Annotated in this window: 16 protein-coding genes; 11 read left to right on the top strand and 5 right to left on the bottom strand. The window is 72.4% G+C overall.

Annotated elements, in window-relative coordinates:
• Positions 1-108: 108 nt before the first annotated feature.
• From ACFYW3_RS17505 to ACFYW3_RS17465, 9 genes are all read left to right on the top strand, one after another.
• Positions 109-1,068 (top strand): WYL domain-containing protein, encoded by a 960-nt coding sequence (locus ACFYW3_RS17505; RefSeq protein WP_351752029.1) that lies wholly within the window; start codon positions 109-111, stop codon positions 1,066-1,068.
• 45 nt (positions 1,069-1,113) lie between these two features.
• Positions 1,114-2,082, top strand: coding sequence for a YafY family protein (locus ACFYW3_RS17500; protein WP_053678736.1), 969 nt, complete (start codon positions 1,114-1,116; stop codon positions 2,080-2,082).
• Between the two features lie 15 nt (positions 2,083-2,097).
• Complete coding sequence (locus ACFYW3_RS17495) at positions 2,098-2,370, top strand: hypothetical protein (protein ID WP_078998915.1); 273 nt, start codon at positions 2,098-2,100, stop codon at positions 2,368-2,370.
• A 25-nt stretch (positions 2,371-2,395) separates the two neighbouring features.
• Entirely contained in the window at positions 2,396-2,596 is a 201-nt protein-coding gene (locus ACFYW3_RS17490) for a hypothetical protein (RefSeq protein ID WP_266972279.1), read from the top strand.
• A gap of 197 nt (positions 2,597-2,793) precedes the next feature.
• Entirely contained in the window at positions 2,794-3,090 is a 297-nt protein-coding gene (tatA, locus tag ACFYW3_RS17485; protein WP_351752032.1) for a Sec-independent protein translocase subunit TatA, read from the top strand.
• Positions 3,091-3,146: 56 nt separating this feature from the next.
• A complete protein-coding gene (gene tatC, locus ACFYW3_RS17480) occupies positions 3,147-4,103 on the top strand; it encodes a twin-arginine translocase subunit TatC (RefSeq protein WP_351752033.1) in 957 nt (318 codons plus the stop codon).
• A gap of 165 nt (positions 4,104-4,268) precedes the next feature.
• Entirely contained in the window at positions 4,269-5,156 is an 888-nt protein-coding gene (locus ACFYW3_RS17475; protein ID WP_351752035.1) for a diacylglycerol kinase, read from the top strand.
• Positions 5,157-5,255: 99 nt separating this feature from the next.
• On the top strand, positions 5,256-8,093 hold the full coding sequence (locus ACFYW3_RS17470) for a DEAD/DEAH box helicase (protein ID WP_351752037.1): 2,838 nt from the start codon (positions 5,256-5,258) through the stop codon (positions 8,091-8,093).
• Positions 8,094-8,184: 91 nt separating this feature from the next.
• Positions 8,185-8,835: a helix-turn-helix domain-containing protein gene (locus ACFYW3_RS17465; RefSeq protein WP_389386687.1), complete on the top strand. Its 651-nt coding sequence runs from the start codon at positions 8,185-8,187 to the stop codon at positions 8,833-8,835.
• 101 nt (positions 8,836-8,936) lie between these two features.
• Here ACFYW3_RS17465 and ACFYW3_RS17460 read toward each other — a convergent pair whose 3' ends face one another.
• The 4 genes from ACFYW3_RS17460 to ACFYW3_RS17445 all read right to left on the bottom strand — a co-directional run bounded on the left by ACFYW3_RS17460 (position 8,937) and on the right by ACFYW3_RS17445 (position 13,797).
• Positions 8,937-9,902, bottom strand: a complete 966-nt coding sequence (locus ACFYW3_RS17460; RefSeq protein WP_389386686.1) for a pseudouridine synthase — start codon at positions 9,900-9,902, stop codon at positions 8,937-8,939.
• A 30-nt stretch (positions 9,903-9,932) separates the two neighbouring features.
• Positions 9,933-11,486, bottom strand: coding sequence for a serine hydrolase (locus tag ACFYW3_RS17455; protein WP_389386685.1), 1,554 nt, complete (start codon positions 11,484-11,486; stop codon positions 9,933-9,935).
• 510 nt (positions 11,487-11,996) lie between these two features.
• Positions 11,997-12,842: a siderophore-interacting protein gene (locus ACFYW3_RS17450; RefSeq protein WP_389386684.1), complete on the bottom strand. Its 846-nt coding sequence runs from the start codon at positions 12,840-12,842 to the stop codon at positions 11,997-11,999.
• 49 nt (positions 12,843-12,891) lie between these two features.
• Positions 12,892-13,797 (bottom strand): 5'-3' exonuclease H3TH domain-containing protein, encoded by a 906-nt coding sequence (locus tag ACFYW3_RS17445; protein ID WP_389386759.1) that lies wholly within the window; start codon positions 13,795-13,797, stop codon positions 12,892-12,894.
• 161 nt (positions 13,798-13,958) lie between these two features.
• Between ACFYW3_RS17445 and ACFYW3_RS17440 the strand changes: the two genes are divergently transcribed.
• A complete protein-coding gene (locus tag ACFYW3_RS17440; RefSeq protein ID WP_389386683.1) occupies positions 13,959-14,600 on the top strand; it encodes a helix-turn-helix domain-containing protein in 642 nt (213 codons plus the stop codon).
• Between the two features lie 11 nt (positions 14,601-14,611).
• The gene (locus ACFYW3_RS17435) at positions 14,612-15,349 is read left to right on the top strand and encodes a helical backbone metal receptor (protein ID WP_389386682.1); all 738 of its coding nucleotides are present in this window, start codon (positions 14,612-14,614) and stop codon (positions 15,347-15,349) included.
• A gap of 76 nt (positions 15,350-15,425) precedes the next feature.
• Here ACFYW3_RS17435 and ACFYW3_RS17430 read toward each other — a convergent pair whose 3' ends face one another.
• The gene (locus ACFYW3_RS17430) at positions 15,426-16,550 is read right to left on the bottom strand and encodes a TDT family transporter (protein ID WP_389386681.1); all 1,125 of its coding nucleotides are present in this window, start codon (positions 16,548-16,550) and stop codon (positions 15,426-15,428) included.
• Between the last annotated feature and the right edge of the window lie 64 nt (positions 16,551-16,614).

Genomic DNA, 16,614 nt, shown 5'->3' with positions numbered 1-16,614 from the left:
GGCCCTCGCTTTTGCGGGGGACCGCCGGGACGGTACGGTCAACGGTCACGAGGCCGTGCGCGTACGCGTACGCCGGGGGTGTGCGTCGAGAAGGGCGGAAGGGCGTCGATGGCGATTGCCAAGGCCGAGCGGCTGATGAATCTGGCGCTGTGTCTGCTGGGGACCCGACGGCCCCTCAGCAAGCGCGAGCTGCGCGGTTCGATCGAGGCCTACATGGAAGCCGGCAACGACGAATCCTTCAACCGGATGTTCGAACGGGACAAGGACGACCTGCGGGAACTCGGCCTGGTCATCGAGACGGTGGAGAACCTGGACGGTGACACGGGCTACCTGGCCCGTCGGGACAGCAACCGGCTGCCGCCCGTCTCCCTGGACGCCGAGGAGGCCGCCGCCCTCGGGTTGGCGGCGAAGGTCTGGCAGCAGGCCCGTCTGGCGGGCGCGGCCAGCGGCGCCCTGCAGAAGCTGCGCGCGGGCGGGATGCCCGAGGCGGGCGACCCGTACGAGGGTCAACACAGTGCGATCGAGCCGCGGATCCCGGTGCACGAGGCGGCGTTCGAGCCGCTGATGTTGGCGTGCCGCGACCGGCGGCCGGTGGTCTTCGACTACCGCAAGTCCACAGCGGCCAGGCCCGAGACCCGTCAGGTCGAGCCGTGGGCGTTGGAGTGCTGGCGCGGTCACTGGTACCTGGCCGGCTTCGACCGGGACCGCGGTGCGGAGCGGGTGTTCCGGCTCTCCCGGATCACCGGCAAGGTCCGCTCCCGGGCGGCGAAGTACACCGCGGAGGTACCGGACGTGGTGACCGTGCGGGAGACCGTCGCGAGCTGGGCCGGCGAGAGCGCCGACCGTTCCGCGCTGATCCGGCTGCGCACCGGGGCGGGGTATCCGCTGAGGGCCAAGGCCACCGGGGTGCGCGAGGGCGTGGCCGAGGGCTGGGACGAGCTGGAGATCCCGTACGGGCACGGGCTGGACGCCTGGCTGGTCGAGTTCGGCCCGGACGTCGTGGTGCTGGGACCCGCGGACCTGCGGGCCGACGTGGTGGACCGGCTGCGCGCCGTCGCCAAGGGCTGAACCGCAACATTCGCCAGAACCGCCCTGAGGGGGAGACGTACCAGCATGGCTGCGAACGCCATTGACCAGACCCGCCGGATGCTGTCCCTGGTGACGTATCTGCGCGAACGCCCCGGAGCCCACGTCGCCGACGTCGCGCGCGCCTTCGGGATCACCGAGGACGAGCTGATCTCGGACCTCGACGTGCTGCCCATGTGCGGCACCAGCTTCCGGGGCGGGGACCTGCTCGACATCGACACCGACGGGGAGCGCATCTGGTGGCGCAACCCCGACGCGTCGGGGGAGTCCACCGCGGAGCCGCTGCGGCTGGCCGCCGACGAGGCGACCGCGCTGCTGGTCGCCGCCCGCGCGGTGGCCACCCTGCCGGGGCTGCGCGAGAGCGACCGGGACGCGTTGCTGCGCGCCACCGCCAAGCTGGAGGCCGCGGCGGGCGAGGTGGCCGGGGCGAGCTCCCGGCTGTCGGTGACCTTCGAGTCGGAGGGCGGGGTCTTCGCGGACGTCGACCGGGCGATCGCCGAGCGGCGCCGGGTACGGCTGCGGTACTACTCGCCCGCGCGGGACGAGCTGACCGAGCGCACGGTGGACCCGATCCGGCTGTTCGCGGTGGGTCACACGTACATGGAGGGGTGGTGTCACCTCTCGGAGGCCCGGCGGACCTTCCGTCTGGACCGGGTCGCCGAGATCACGCTCCTGGACGAGCGGTCCGACCCGCCCGCGATCGAGCCGCGCGACCTGTCCGAGGGGCTGGTCCAGCCGGCCGCCGAGGACCCGGAGGTCGTGGTCGAGGTGGGCCCGGGCGGGCGCTGGGTCGCCGAGTACTACCCGCACGACAGCGCCGAGGAGCTGGCGGAGGGCGGTCTGCGGATCACCCTGCGCAGCCCGGACCCGGCCTCGCTGCGCCGGCTGGCGCTGCGGCTGGGCCGTGAGGGGCGCATCGTGTCGCCGCCGGAGCTGGCGGACAGCGCGCGGAAGGCGGCTGGAGAGGCGCTCGCGGGGTACGGGGAACAGGGCTAGGGGGAGCGGGGAGCGATGTCGCCATCATCGGGGCCGGTGCCGGGGTCCGGCCCGGCGGATTCGGCGGCGGCGCCCGCCGCGGTCACCTTCAAGGCGGGCTGTCCGCAGTGCCGGGCCAGGTTCGAGCTGGGGGCGGGCGCGCTGAGACTGGCCATCGGGGGCAGTCGGCGGACCACCTTCTACTCGTTCACGTGCCCCGAGTGCGGCGCTTCGGTGCGCAAACCCGCCGGTGAGCGGATCGTGGAGCTGCTGACGGGCGGCGGAGTGAGCACCCTGCGCAGTGTCTGAGCCGGTCGTGGCCTAGGCTCGTCCCATGCTGTGGCCGATGCTCGCAATTGCCCTGGGTTTCCTCGGTGTCGCCGTTCTCGGCGTGCTGGCCGTACGAGTCTTCGTGCAGGTCCGGCGGTTGTCCGGCCAGGTGGCCGACGCCAGCCGCCGGATCACCGAGGCCTCGGGCGACCTCGAACGGGCCGCGAGCGACCTGGCCCGCACGGGACGCGCCACACTCCCGTAACCCCTGCCCATGGAAACCGCGGGTCGGGACCCGTACCGTCGGTCCCGTCGGCCCCGCGCACGGATGCGGGGAGACGCCGGGGGATTGCCGGGCGTTAACCCCCGGGGGTTACGATCGTTGCAGGAGGGCGTGCCGGATCTTCGTCCGGCGGGACCCGCCACCACAACCAGCCGTTTCGGTGAGTAAGGAAGACACACATGATCGGCAATCTGAAGCCCCTTGAGATCCTTCTGATCATCGCTGTCATCGTGTTGCTGTTCGGTGCCAAGAAGCTCCCCGAGATGGCTCGCTCCCTCGGCAAGTCGGCCCGCATCCTCAAGAGCGAGGCGAAGGCCATGAAGAAGGACGGCGAGCCCGAAGACGCGGGTACCGCGGCCACGGTCGCCGACCAGGCCGGCGCCCAGCCGGTCGCGCCGCGCACCATCCAGGCCGCGCCCGGTGACGTCACCAGCTCGCGTCCGGTCAACGAGCCGAACCGCACCACCCAGGGCTGACGGCCGACGGCCACACCGGTCACGCCAGTCATCTGCATCGAGACGAGGGACGTGGGTTGCTCAAGTCTGCCCGCAAGCAGGAGAAAGCGGACAAGGACGCCGAAGGGCGCATGCCTCTTGTCGAGCACCTGCGTGAGCTGAGAAACCGCCTGCTGAAGTCGGTCCTGGCGATCATCCTGATCACCAGCGTCGCGGCCTTCTTCTACAAGGACCTCATCGACTTCATGCTGAAGCCGATGCTGGACTCCGTCGGCTGCACCGACGGGGTGGTGTCGCAGCGCAACGGCCGCCCCTGCGCCGACATGACCGTGAACGGCCTCATCGCGCCGTTCTCGATCGCCCTCAAGGTCTCCCTCACCGCGGGCATCGTGCTCTCCGCCCCGGTCTGGCTCTACCAGCTGTGGGCCTTCGTGGCCCCCGGCCTGCACGGCCACGAGAAGAAGTACGCGATCAGCTTCGTGGCGGTCGGCGCGCCGCTCTTCGGCGCCGGCGCGGTCCTCGCGTACAAGATCCTTCCGCAGACCGCGACGATCCTCCTCGAATTCACCCCCGAGCACGCGCGCAACCTGCTGCCGGTCGACGACTACCTCGACCTGGTCACGCGGATGGTCGTCGTCTTCGGCCTCGCCTTCGAACTGCCGCTGCTGCTGATCCTGCTGAACGTCACCGGGGTCCTCACCGCGAAGCGACTGGCGAGCTGGTGGCGGGTGATGGTCCTCGGCATCACGGTCTTCTCCGCCTTCGCGACGCCCACCGGTGACCCGCTGACCATGCTGTCGCTGGCCGCCCCGATCGTCGCCCTCTACTTCATCGCGCTCGGCATCTGCCTGATCAACGACCGCAGGCGCCGGCGCAACAACCCCGACGCGGGTCTCGACGACGACGAGGCCGCCGAGCTGGACCTGACCCCCGCCCCGATCGGCGCGGTGGGCTCCGCGCCCGCCCCCTCCGCACTGCCGGAGCAGGCCGACGGCGGACGCCGGCAGATCAACGGATACGACGACGCGACCTGACGGGCCCGCGGCCCGTCGGCCTGCGGCCCGACGGCACGGGACCTGACGGGCACGGGACCTGACGGGCACGGGACCTGACGGGTACGGGACCTGACGGGCCCGCCGCGGACCACCGGCCGGGGCACGCCCCTCCCGGCGCGGGCGAGTGCTTGAGATCATGTGCGGGTGACTTCTGAGATCACCCTCTTCGTCAATCCCACCGCAGGACGCGGCCGGGGCGCGCACGCCGCGCAGCCGGCCGCTTCCGCGCTCCGGGCGGCGGGCTTCTCCGTCCGTACCGTCGTCGGCACGGACGGACCCGACGCCCTGGCCCGACTGCGGACCGCGGTGCGCGAGGGCACCGGTGCGGTGATCGCGGTCGGTGGCGACGGGCTGGTCTCCCTCGCCCTCCAGGCGCTGGCCGGCACCGCGGTACCGCTGGGCGTGGTCGCGGTGGGGACCGGCAACGACTTCGCGCGCTCCCTGGGCCTGCCCGTACGGGAACCCGCGCGGGCGGGCCGGCTGGCCGCCGAGGCCCTCAAGGAGGGCCGGATCAGGGAGATCGACCTCGGGCGCGCCGCCGACACCTGGTACGGGACCGTGCTGTGCTCCGGCTTCGACTCGCGGGTCAACGACCGGGGCAACCGGATGCGGCTGCCGCTGGGCCGCTTCAAGTACGACCTGGCGATGCTCGCGGAACTGGCGTCCTTCCGCCCCTTCCCGTACCGGATCACCCTCGACGGCGGGCCCGTCATCGAGACCGAGGCCACGCTGGTGGCCGTCGGCAACAGCTCCTCCTACGGCGGCGGCATGCGCATTTGCGCGGACGCGCAGCCCGACGACGGACTGTTCGACGTGACCGTGGTCGGCGACTGCGGTCGGGGCACCCTGCTCAAGGTGTTCCCGCAGGTCTACAAGGGAACGCATCTCGGCCACCCGAAGGTGTCCGTCCACCGGGCCTCCAAGGTCACCCTGGAGGCCGCCGACATCACCGCCTACGCGGACGGCGAGCCGCTGGGGCCGCTGCCGGTGACGGCCGAGTGCGTACCGGCGGCCTTGCGGCTCCTCGTGTAGGGGGCGTCCCGCCGATCCGAACGGGGCCGTTCCGGCCACCCGTACTCGTCGTAAAGATCGCGACTGTTGTCAGGGCCGGCGGGTAGGCTCGACGACAAGATGACCGAAGAACTCTCACCCGCGGAGCGCTACGCCGCTGCCCGGATCCGCGCCGCCGAAGAGGCCACCGCCCTGGCACCCTTCCGCGAGATGTACGAATTCGGCCTGGACCCGTACCAGGTCGAGGCATGCCGGGCACTGGAGGCCGGAAAGGGCGTCCTCGTCGCCGCGCCGACCGGCTCGGGCAAGACGATCGTCGGCGAGTTCGCCGTGCACCTCGCCCTGCGGCAGGGCCGCAAGTGCTTCTACACCACGCCCATCAAGGCCCTGTCGAACCAGAAGTACGCCGACCTCGTCAAGCGCTACGGCGCCGACAAGGTGGGCCTGCTGACCGGCGACAACAGCGTCAACTCCGAGGCACCCGTGGTCGTCATGACCACCGAGGTGCTCCGCAACATGCTCTACGCGGGCTCCCAGTCGCTGCGCGGCCTCGGCCACGTCGTGATGGACGAAGTGCACTACCTCTCCGACCGGTTCCGCGGAGCCGTCTGGGAGGAGGTCATCATCCACCTCCCCGAGTCGGTGACCCTGGTCTCCCTCTCCGCGACCGTGTCCAACGCCGAGGAGTTCGGCGACTGGCTCGACACCGTGCGCGGCGACACCGAGGTGATCGTCTCCGAGGAGCGGCCCGTACCGCTGTGGCAGCACGTCATGGCCGGCCGCCGGGTCTACGACCTCTTCGAGGAGGAGTCCGACCACGGGGGTCGCGGCTCCACCCGCCGCGAGGTCAACCCGGACCTGCTGCGCATGGCGCGCGAGGAGAACAGCCGCACGTACAACCCGAAGGACCGGCGGCGCGGCAAGATGGTCCGCGAGGCCGACCGCGAGCGCGAGCGACGATCCCGCAGCCGGATCTGGACCCCGAGCCGGCCCGAGGTCATCGGCCGGCTCGACAACGACGACCTGCTCCCCGCCATCAACTTCATCTTCAGCCGGGCCGGCTGCGAGGCCGCCGTCCAGCAGTGCCTCTACGCCGGGCTGCGGCTCAACGACGAGGCCGGGCGCCTGCGGGTGCGCGAGATCGTCGAGGCGCGGACCGCGACCATCCCCAGCGAGGACCTGCACGTCCTCGGCTACTACGAGTGGCTCGAAGGCCTGGAGCGGGGCATCGCCGCGCACCACGCGGGCATGCTGCCGAAGTTCAAGGAGGTCGTCGAGGAACTCTTCGTCCGCGGCCTCGTGAAGGCCGTCTTCGCCACCGAGACCCTCGCGCTGGGCATCAACATGCCCGCCCGCACGGTCATCCTGGAGAAGCTGGTCAAGTGGAACGGCGAACAGCACGCCGACATCACCCCGGGTGAGTACACGCAGCTCACCGGACGCGCCGGCCGGCGCGGCATCGACGTCGAGGGTCACGCGGTGGTGCTCTGGCAGCGGGGCATGGACCCGGCGGCCCTCGCCGGACTCGCCGGCACCCGCACCTATCCGCTGCGCTCCAGCTTCAAGCCCTCGTACAACATGGCCGTGAACCTGGTCCAGCAGTTCGGGCGGCACCGCTCGCGCGAACTCCTGGAGACCTCCTTCGCGCAGTTCCAGGCGGACCGCTCGGTCGTCGGCATCTCCAAGCAGGTCCAGCGCAACGAGGAGGGACTCCAGGGCTACCAGGAGGGCATGACCTGCCACCTGGGGAACTTCGAGGAGTACGCGCGGCTGCGCCGCGACCTCAAGGACCGCGAGACGGAACTTGCCAAGCAGGGCGCGGCCCAGCGCCGGGCGCAGGCCGCCGGATCGCTGGAGAAGCTCAAGCCGGGCGACATCATCCACGTGCCGACCGGCAAGTTCGCCGGGCTGGCGCTGGTCCTCGACCCGGGCGTCCCGGCCGGCCGCTCCAACGGGCACCGCGGACACGAGTACACCGAGGGCCCGCGCCCGCTGGTGCTCACCGCCGAACGCCAGGTCAAGCGGCTCGCCGCCATCGACTTCCCGGTGCCCGTCGAGGCGATCGACCGGATGCGGATCCCGAAGACCTTCAACCCCCGTTCGCCGCAGTCCCGTCGGGACCTGGCGACCGCGCTGCGCAGCAAGGCCGGGCACGTCAGCCCGGAGCGTCAGCGCCGAGGCCGCGCCGCCGCGGCCGACGACCGCGAGATCGCCCGGCTGCGCACCGAACTGCGGGCGCACCCCTGCCACGGCTGCGACGAGCGCGAGGACCACGCCCGGTGGGCCGAGCGCTACCACCGACTCCAGCGGGACACCCAGCAGTTGGAGCGGCGGATCGAGGGCCGGACGAACACCATCGCCCGCACCTTCGACCGGATCCACGCCCTGCTCACCGAGTTGGACTACCTGCGCGAGGACGAGGTCACCGTGCACGGCAAGCGGCTCGCCCGGCTGTACGGGGAGCTTGACCTGCTGGCGTCGGAATGCCTGCGCGAGGGGGTCTGGGAAGGTCTCTCCCCGGCCGAACTCGCGTCCTGCGTCTCGGCGTTGGTGTTCGAGTCGCGGCAGGCCGACGACGCGGTGGCGCCCAAGGTGCCCGGCGGCGCGGCGAAGGCGGCGCTCGGCGAGATGGTCCGGATCTGGGGTCGGCTCGACGCGCTGGAAGAGGAGCACCGCATCAACCAGGCGGAGGGGGTCGGTCAGCGCGAGCCGGATCTCGGCTTCGCGTGGGCGGCCTACCAGTGGGCCTCCGACAAGAGCCTGGACGAGGTGCTGCGCGAGGCGGAGATGCCGGCCGGTGACTTCGTGCGCTGGTGCAAGCAGGTCATCGACGTGCTGGGGCAGATCGCCGCCGCGGCCCCGTCGTCCTCGGACAGCGGGAGCTCGGTGGCGCGAAACGCCCGTAAGGCCGTGGACGCACTCCTTCGGGGTGTAGTGGCGTACAGCTCCATCAGCTAGACGCTTTTGGGGCTTCCTCCGAGAGTCGGGATGGCCGGATCTCATCTCTTGCCATGATCGATTCGACGTGTCCTGTGCGACGATCGGTCGCATGAGTGGGGGAACGGGCGAAGGGCCGAGACGGGTCGGTCGGCCTCGCGCCGATCAGCTGAGACCGGAAAGCGGCCGGCCGCCGCGCGAGGAACTCCTGCGCGCGGCGGCCGAGCTGTTCACCGCGCGAGGGTACGGGGCCACCACCACGCGGGCGGTGGCCGAGCGGGCCGGAATGCGTCAGGCCACGATGTACCACTACTTCGGCGGCAAGGAGGAACTCCTCGCCGAACTCCTGGAAACCACGGTGGCGCTCTCACTGGCGCTGGCCCGCCGACTCTCGGCCGAGAGCGGCCGGCCCGCGGCGCACCGACTGTGGGAGCTGTGCCGCTCGGACGTGATGCTGCTGTGCGGGGCGCCGTACAACCTGGGCGCGCTGTACCTGCTGCCCGAGGTCGCCGGGGGCCGGTTCGCCAGGTTCCACCGGATGCGCGGTGAACTGCGCGACATCTACCTGGAGTTGCTGTTCGCCGCGTCGGCGGACACCGAACTCGTCGACGACAGGGACGGGTTGACCCTGCGCAACGACCTCGTCTTCGGGCTGATCGAGGGCGTCATGCTCGTCCGCCGCTCCGATCCGGCGCGCCCGATGGTGACCTTCGCGGAGGCCGCGGCCGATGCCGCCCTGCGGATCGCGGGGGTGGCGCGCTGAGCGCTCGCGCGGGCCGAGCCGAGCGCCCGCGGGAGGCCGAGCCGAGCGCCCGCGGGGGTCGATCGGAGTCGCGGGCGCCGGGCGGGTCAGGCGGTATGGGGTCAGACGGTGTTGGGGTCGGACTCCCAGCCCGCCCGGTCGTCCCAGGCGCGCAGGCGCAGCCCGCTCTCCAGGTGATGGGCCGTACCGGTGACGGGATCGGTGAACTCCAGCTTCCGGGCGAGGAGTTGGAGCGGGCGACGGTAGTCGGCCGGATCCGCCGCGGCGGCGACCACCGGATAGACCGGGTCCCCGAGAATCGGCAGGCCCAGGCCGTTCATGTGCACCCGTAGCTGGTGGGTCCGACCGGTGTGCGGGGTCAGTCGGTAGCGGCCCAGGTCGCCGCGGACGGCGACGAGCTCGACCCGGCTCTCGGCGTTGGGTTCGACGTCCGGGAGCTCCACGGCCGCCATCACTCCGCGGACCTTCTCGATGTGACTGCGCACGGTCCGGGGCAGTTCCACCGCGGGATCGTGCGGGGCGAGCGCCTCGTACTCCTTGAAGACCTTCCGCTGCTCGAAGAGCGACTGGTACGCGCCGCGGTCCTCGGGGCGGATGCTGAACATCACCAGCCCGGCGGTCATCCGGTCCAGCCGGTGCGCCGGGCTCAGCGTCGGCAGGTCCAGTTCCTCGCGCAACCGTGCCAGTGCGGTCTGGGTGACGTGACTGCCGCGCGGGGTGGTCGCCAGGAAGTGCGGCTTGTCCACGACCAGCAGGTGCGCGTCCCGGTGCACCACTCGGATCGGGAAGGGCACCACCGGCTCGCTCGGCATGTCCCGGTGGAACCACAGGAAGCCGCCCGCCTCGTACGGGTCCTCGGGGCGCAGCACCCGCCCGCCGACGCCGAGCACCCGGCCGTCGCGCAGGAGCCGCGCCATCGACTCCGCGCCGCGGGTCCCCGCGTACCGCGCGGTGAGGTAGGTGCCGAGATCCGGCCACATCCCCTCCGGGTCGGGGGGAAGCCGCAGTCGTACCGGATCGATGCCGGAGACCTGGGGCAGGGGCGCGGGCGGGATGTTCCGTTTCATCGGGCTCCAGCCTAGGCGCTGCCGCTGCCGCTACTGCTTGGTGAAGGTGCCCAGGTGGTCGGCGTCCAGGTACTCGACGCGGAGCGTGCCGTCGGAGAAGGTGACCCCGGTACGGCCCACGGCGTTCTCGCCGACGGTCTCGAAGCTGAACACGTCACCGTCGTGGTGGGTGAGCGGGAAGCGCAGCGGCTTCGGCCCGAGGGCGAGGGTCAGTCCGTCGCCTTCCGGGTTCGCGGTGACGGTGGCCTTGCCGTAGTAGGGGTTGTCGTAGGTCCCGGTGTACGCGCCGTTCTCCTGGGCCGGTTTCGCGCCGGCGGGCGGGTGGGCGTAGTCGGTGGGGGAGCGGCCCGCGTCGTTCAATTGCGCGTACAGGGCCCCGGTGAGGCCCAGCCAGTCGGTGGTGGCCTTGCCGTGCTCGGCGAAGTCGAAGAAGTCCAGGGCGACGGCGTCGGCGAGGCCGACCGGTGCGCCGTTGGTCAGGACGACGATCCCGAGCCGCTCCAAGGGAAGCATCGTCACGTTGGTGTTGGCGCCGAGCTCGAAGGCGCCGGAATGACTCAGGCGCAGTCGACCGGCCTGGTCGTAGGAGACGTTCCAGCCGAGACCGTAGAAACCGGTCGTCGCGGTGGGCGTGGCGGGCGGCTGCGAGACGACCTCGGGGACATGGGTGCGGGCCAGGGTGTCCTGCGCGACGATGCGTCGACCGTCCAGGGTGCCTTCGGCCAGTTGGAGGCGCAGCCAGCGGGACATGTCACGGGCCGTCGAGCTGACCCCGCCCGCCGGGGACTGGGCGTCCGGGTCGCGGACGAAGCGCGGACTCCAGGTGCCGTCGGGGTTCCTCACGTGGGTGGCGGCCTTGTCCCTCGCCCGTTCGAAGGCGGCGAACTCCGTGCTGGTGCGCGTCATGCCGGCCGGCTTGAAGAGGGTGTCCTGGGCGAGCTTCTGCCAACTGGTGCCGTGGGCCCGGGCGATGGCCTCGGCGGCGGCCGTCAACCCGAAGTTGGTGTACGCGTAGCTCGAGCGGAAGGGGGCGAGAGGCAGCAGACGCAGGTGGTCGAGGATGTACGCCTGGTCGTAGCCGAGGTCTTCGAGGAGATCGCCCGCGTGGTCGGGGAGGCCGCTGCGGTGCGAGAACAGGTCGGCCGTGGTGACGTGGTCGGTGACCCAGGGGTCCTTGAGGGAGAAGCCGGGCAGCGGGACGTGCCGGTCCCACTCCTCGGGGCTGGTCAGGGTGCCGGCCACCACCGTCGAGGAGACGGGCTTGGAGAGGGAGGCGATCTGGAAGACCGTGTCGGGGTCGACCTTCGCGCCCTCGCCGGTCCGGCGCAGTCCGAAGCCCTTGAGGTGGATGACCTCGTCGTTGTGGACCACGGCCACGGACACCCCCGGGACGCCGGTGCGTTTCATCATGTCCGTGATGGTGGCGTCGAGGCGGTCCACCGCCTTGCCGACGGCGGCGTCGGTGAGTTGGGGCTTCGGCGTCGGGGGGCCCGGTGCGGCGGTCGCTCCCGCGGCGGTGGCGGTGGCGGCGGTGGCCAGCATCATGGCAGCCCCTGCCGCGCCGAGCACGCGGAGCGTACGCATGGGGTCATTGTCCCGCCGGACGGGCGGGGGCGCGCGGTGGCCTGGCGGCCGGGCGTGGGGGTGGGCCGGTCTGGCCGTACCGTGCCGGGGCGGGCGGGGCCGTTGCGTGAGGTGCCGTTGAGTGGGTGCCGGGTTCGGGCGCGGGGCCGTTGCGCGGAGCGGCCCCGGCCGAGCCGGGCTTACGGGGCTCCGCCCCGGACCCCGCGCCTCAAACGCCGGCGGGGCTGGATTTGGCCGGGCCCGGTAGCGATGTGCCGGGCCTCGCGCCTCACACGCCGGCGGGGCTGGATTTGGCCGGGCCTGGTGGGGATGGGCCGGGCCCCCGCGCCTGACACGCCGGCGGGGGTGGACTTGGCCGGGCCCGGTGGGGATGTGCCGGGCCTCGCGCCTCAAACGCCGGCGGGCTGGATTTGGCCGGGCCCGGCGTGGATGTGCCGGGCCCCGCGCCTGACAGGCCGGCGGGGGTGGAGTGGCCCCGGTGGGGCTGGGGTGCCGGGGCGGGTGCTTGGGTCAGACCGTGGCGGGGGTGGGCAGTTCCTGTTCGGCTTCGACCTTGGCGTTCCAGTCGCGCTTGATCGCGCGCCAGCCCTCGTCGGTCTCGCCCAGGCGCCAGTAACCGGAGATGGAGAGACGTTCCCTCGGGATGCCGCGTTCGACGCGCAGGTGGCGGCGGAGTTCCTTCACGAAGCCGGCTTCGCCGTGGACGAAGGCGTGGACGTCGGCCGAGGGGAACTCCAGGGAGGTGACCGCCTCGACCAGGGCCTGGCCGACGGGACGGTTCCCGCGGTGCAGCCAGACGGGGACGACGCCGTCGGGGGTGGCGATCTTCTGTTCGTCGTCCGGGCCGTCGATCTCGATGAAGGCGTGTACCCGGGCCCCGGCCGGCATCCGCTCCATCGTCGCGGCGATGGCCGGCAGGGCGCTCTCGTCGCCCGCGAGGAGGTGCCAGCCCGCGTCCTCGGCCGGGGCGTAGGCGCCGCCCGGCCCGAGGAAGCGGACGAGTTCGCCCGGCTGGACCCGGGCGGCCCAGGGGCCGGCCAGACCCTCGTCGCCGTGGACGACGAAGTCGAGGGTCAGCTCGCGGTGCGTCGGGTCCCAGCAGCGCACCGTGTACGCGCGCTGGCGCGGCCACTCCTCGCTGGGGTGCGCCGAGCGGATCTGGTTCAGGTCCCACGGCACCGTGTACGTGACCCCGTCCGGTGCGAACAGGAGTTTGACGTAGTGGTCGGTGAACTCGCCCGCGCCGAAACCGGCCAGACCCGCACCGCCCAGCACGATGCGCACCATGTGCGGCGTGAGCCGCTCGGTGTGTACGACGACGGCGGTGCCGACTGTGCGGGCGCGTCCTTCTGCCACGGCGTCTCCCCTGACTCCCCAGAAACTTAGGATTACCTAAGTTAGCACCTCAGGGGCGCAGCGCGCCTCCCAGGCGCGATACGGCTCCACCAAGACCCCACCGGCGGGCCAACGCGTCGACCATCTCCGGATCCGCCGCAGCCGCCGGGAGGGCGGGGTCGAAGGCGGGCAGCGGTACGTCCGAGGCGACCTGGACCACCTTCGGCGCCACCGCCAGATAGGGCCGGGATTCATCCAGCCGCCGGCGCTGCGTGGGGGTGAGCCGCGACTTCGGGTCGTCGATCGCGGCGATGATCCCCGCGAGGTTTCCGTACGCGTCCAACAGCTTGGCCGCCGTCTTCTCGCCGATCCCCGGCACGCCCGGCAGGCCGTCGCTCGGGTCGCCGCGCAGCAGCGCCAGGTCCGCGTACCCGGGGCCGTCCACCCCGTACTTCTCGCGCAGCCAGGCCTCGTCCGTGACCTGGAGGGTGCCGACGCCCTTGAGCGGGTACAGCACGCGGCGCCGTTTCGCGTCGTCCACCAGCTGGTAGAGGTCCCGGTCGCCGGTGACGATGTCCACCGGGCCGGTCGCCCGCGCCGTCAAGGTGCCGATGATGTCGTCGGCCTCGTAGTCGGCGACCCCCACCCGGGCGATCCCGAACGCGTCCAGCGCCGCCTCGATGATCGGGACCTGCGGGGCGAGGGTGTCCGGGGTCTCCTCGACGTCCGGTCCGGTGTCGGTCTCCTCCGCGACCCGGTGGGCCTTGTAGGACGGGATCAGTTCCACCCGCCAGTGCGGTCGCCAATCGGCATCCATGCAGGCCACCAGGTCGTCGGGGCGGTGGTCCTGGACCAGCCGGCCGATGAAGTCGAGCAGCCCGCGCACGGCGTTGACCGGGGTGCCGTCGGGGGCCTTCACGGAGTCCGGCACACCGAAGTAGGCGCGGTAGTAGAGGGAGGCGGTGTCCAGGAGCATCAGGCGTCGTGTCGTCACGCTGACGATGATGCCGCAGCCGTCCGACGGCCCGCGGCCGAGGACGGGTCGAGCCGTGCACGCGAATCCGGGGCCGGTTGCTGCGTAAGGTGCTTACAGCACACCGATGTGCGTCCGACGGACAAGGGGAGGGCAGCCCCGCCATGAACGACAAGGACGGCAAGGTCGACACGGACGGCAAGGACGAGAAGGACGACAGGGACAAGGACAAGGACTCCAAGGACCAACCGCTCCGGGTGGGCGTGGCCGTGCGCAAGCGGCGCCGCGCGCTCCAGCTCACCCTCGCCGCGGTGTCGGGGCGCAGTGGCCTGTCCGTCCCCTTCCTCAGCCAGATAGAGAACGAGCGCGCCCGACCCAGCATGCGCTCCCTGGAACGGGTCGCCGACGCGCTGGAGACCACGGCCGTGGAGCTGCTGGCCGCCTCCGACACCGCGCGCACGGTGGACCTCGTACGGGCCGGTGACGACTCCGCCCTCACCCCGATCCGGGGCGTCCGTCCGCTCGTGCGCGGGCACCACCAACTGCACGCTCTGGAGTTCACCGGGGACCAGGACGCGGGCCGCGAGTACCAGCACCGCAACGACGAACTGATGTACGTGGTCGCGGGCGCCTGCCAGGTGGAGGCCGAGGGGCGGGCGTACCGGCTGGAGAGCGGCGACGCGCTGTTCCTGTCCGGCGGGGTGCGCCACCGCTGGCGGGCCGTCACCGAGGACACCCGGATCCTGGTCGTGGCGGTGGGCGAGCACATCCACGCCACCTCCGAGCCGCCGTCCCCGGGGCGCTGAGGCCGGTGGGCGTGTCCCGCGGGATCTCGCGTGTCGTCTCGCTCGTGCCCTCGCTGACCGAGGCCGTGGCGGTGAGCGCGCCCGGACGCCTGGTGGGGGTCACCGACTGGTGCACGCACCCCACGGACCTCGACGGGGCGGGCGTGGTGCGGATCGGGGGGACCAAGAACCCCGACGTGGCGAGGATCGTCGCGCTGCGCCCGGACCTGGTGATCGCCAACGAGGAGGAGAACCGGGCGCCGGACCTGGCCGCGCTGCGGGCCGCCGGGGTGCCGGTGGCGGTCACCGAGATCCGCGACCTCCCGCAGGCGCTGCGCGAACTGGACCGGCTGCTGGTCGGGACGCTGGGTCTGGCCCGGCCGCGGTGGTTGACGGACGCGGAGGCCGCGTGGGCGCGGGTGGAACCCGGGGAGGAACGGGTGGCCTTCGTGCCGGTGTGGCGAAAGCCCTGGATGGTGCTGGGACGGGACACCTTCGCCGGTGACCTGCTGGCCCGGCTCGGGATCCGCAACGCGTACGCCGGACACTCGGAGCGCTATCCGAGGGTGCCGGTCGAGGAACTCGCCGGGGCCGGCTGCGATCTGGTGGTGCTGCCCGACGAGCCGTACCGCTTCACCGCGTCCGACGGGCCCGAGGCCTTCCCCGGTCTGCCCGCCGCGCTGGTCAGCGGACGGCACCTGACCTGGTACGGGCCCTCCCTGGCCGAGGCGCCGGCCGTACTGGCGCGGGCCCTGCGCGCCGCGCGCTGACCGGGCCGCGCGCTGACCGACCCCGGCCGGGGTCGGTCCTCCCCGGGGGGCCGGCGGGGGCCGGGGCGGTTCGGGCTCAGCGCGGGGCGCGGAGCAGGCGGCCGGAGTACAGGCCGCGCAGTGTGTGGACCGCGGCCGTGCCCCAGGCGGTCAGCAGGACCAGGAACAGGGCCGCGGCCAGCCAGGCGAAGGCGGTCAGCCCGGTGTGGCGGGCCAGGCCGGCGGCGCCGGTGACACAGGTGCCGACGGGGAAGGTCAGGGCCCACCAGGTCATCGCGAAGCCCATGCCGCCCCGGGCGGCCCGGACCAGCATCGCCGCGGCCAGCGCCAGCCACAGCAGGGCGAAGCCCATGACGGGGACCCCGTAGACGACGGCGAAGGCTCCGAGGGCGCCCGCGTACGGGGCGCCGATCGCCCCGGGGGCCACGTCCGCGAGCTGGTTGACGGCGGTGGTGGACTGGCCGAGGGGACCCAGGACCAGGAACAGGGTCGGGGTCAGCAGCAGCGGCAGCGGACCGCTCGTGATCAGTCGGCCGAGGATCAGCGGGAGCATCAGCAGAGTGGCCAGCAGACTGAGGCCGAAGAGCGCGTAGCAGCCCAGCAGCATGGCCTCGCGGGCCTGGCCGGCGGGCAGGTGGGGTATCAGCAGGGGGCCCAGCGCGGCGGAGACCATCGGGGCGACCAGGGGGAGCAGCCACACGGGGGTGGCCTGCCGCGCGTCGACCCTGTGACGCACCACCATCAGGTACGGGACGAGCACCGTCATCAGCAGGCCGATCGCCGTGCCGGCGGTGAACAGCACGGCGTCCACGGCGACGGCCGCCTCCGTGCCGATCAGGTCCTTGCCGACGATCAGGGTGCCGCCGCCCACGGCCAGCAGCGCCATCGAGAGACAGCCGTAGAACGGTGCGACGGCCGGGTCCAGGAGATGGGCGCGGGCCTGGTCGCGGTGGTACAGCCAGTGCCCGGCCCGGGCCGTGAGCAACACGGCGAGGGCGGCGGCGGAGAGCGCCCAGAGGAGTTGGCAGGCCACGCGTTGGCCGGGGAGCTGGTAGGGCAGGGTCGCGCCGGCGTTGGCGACGATCGCCGTCCCCATGACCGAGGCGTACCAGTTCGGGCCGAGGCGCCGGAGCGCGGGGGCCTTGTGGGCCCGGGGTGCGGGAGCGGCGGTGGTGCGGGGACGTACGAGGGTGGTGACCATGGGTCCAGCGTCGTGCCGGGCGGCACCGACCGGCAGAGGTCACTGTCCTATGAGGTCATAAACT

The organism is Streptomyces sp. NPDC002602 (assembly GCF_042889445.1).
GTDB lineage: Bacteria > Actinomycetota > Actinomycetes > Streptomycetales > Streptomycetaceae > Streptomyces.
This window is presented reverse-complemented; position numbering and strand designations above follow the sequence as displayed.

Bases quoted from the DNA above. Each gene is read 5' to 3' on its own strand.
- tatA (WP_351752032.1), top strand. From the start codon at position 2,794: ATGATCGGCAATCTGAAGCCCCTTGAGATCCTTCTGATCATCGCTGTC.
- ACFYW3_RS17470 (WP_351752037.1), top strand. From the start codon at position 5,256: ATGACCGAAGAACTCTCACCCGCGGAGCGCTACGCCGCTGCCCGGATC.
- ACFYW3_RS17505 (WP_351752029.1), top strand. From the start codon at position 109: ATGGCGATTGCCAAGGCCGAGCGGCTGATGAATCTGGCGCTGTGTCTG.
- ACFYW3_RS17465 (WP_389386687.1), top strand. From the start codon at position 8,185: ATGAGTGGGGGAACGGGCGAAGGGCCGAGACGGGTCGGTCGGCCTCGC.
- ACFYW3_RS17495 (WP_078998915.1), top strand. From the start codon at position 2,098: ATGTCGCCATCATCGGGGCCGGTGCCGGGGTCCGGCCCGGCGGATTCG.
- ACFYW3_RS17445 (WP_389386759.1), bottom strand. From the start codon at position 13,797: ATGCTCCTGGACACCGCCTCCCTCTACTACCGCGCCTACTTCGGTGTG.
- ACFYW3_RS17500 (WP_053678736.1), top strand. From the start codon at position 1,114: ATGGCTGCGAACGCCATTGACCAGACCCGCCGGATGCTGTCCCTGGTG.
- ACFYW3_RS17430 (WP_389386681.1), bottom strand. From the start codon at position 16,550: ATGGTCACCACCCTCGTACGTCCCCGCACCACCGCCGCTCCCGCACCC.
- ACFYW3_RS17490 (WP_266972279.1), top strand. From the start codon at position 2,396: ATGCTGTGGCCGATGCTCGCAATTGCCCTGGGTTTCCTCGGTGTCGCC.
- ACFYW3_RS17440 (WP_389386683.1), top strand. From the start codon at position 13,959: ATGAACGACAAGGACGGCAAGGTCGACACGGACGGCAAGGACGAGAAG.
- ACFYW3_RS17455 (WP_389386685.1), bottom strand. From the start codon at position 11,486: ATGCGTACGCTCCGCGTGCTCGGCGCGGCAGGGGCTGCCATGATGCTG.
- ACFYW3_RS17460 (WP_389386686.1), bottom strand. From the start codon at position 9,902: ATGAAACGGAACATCCCGCCCGCGCCCCTGCCCCAGGTCTCCGGCATC.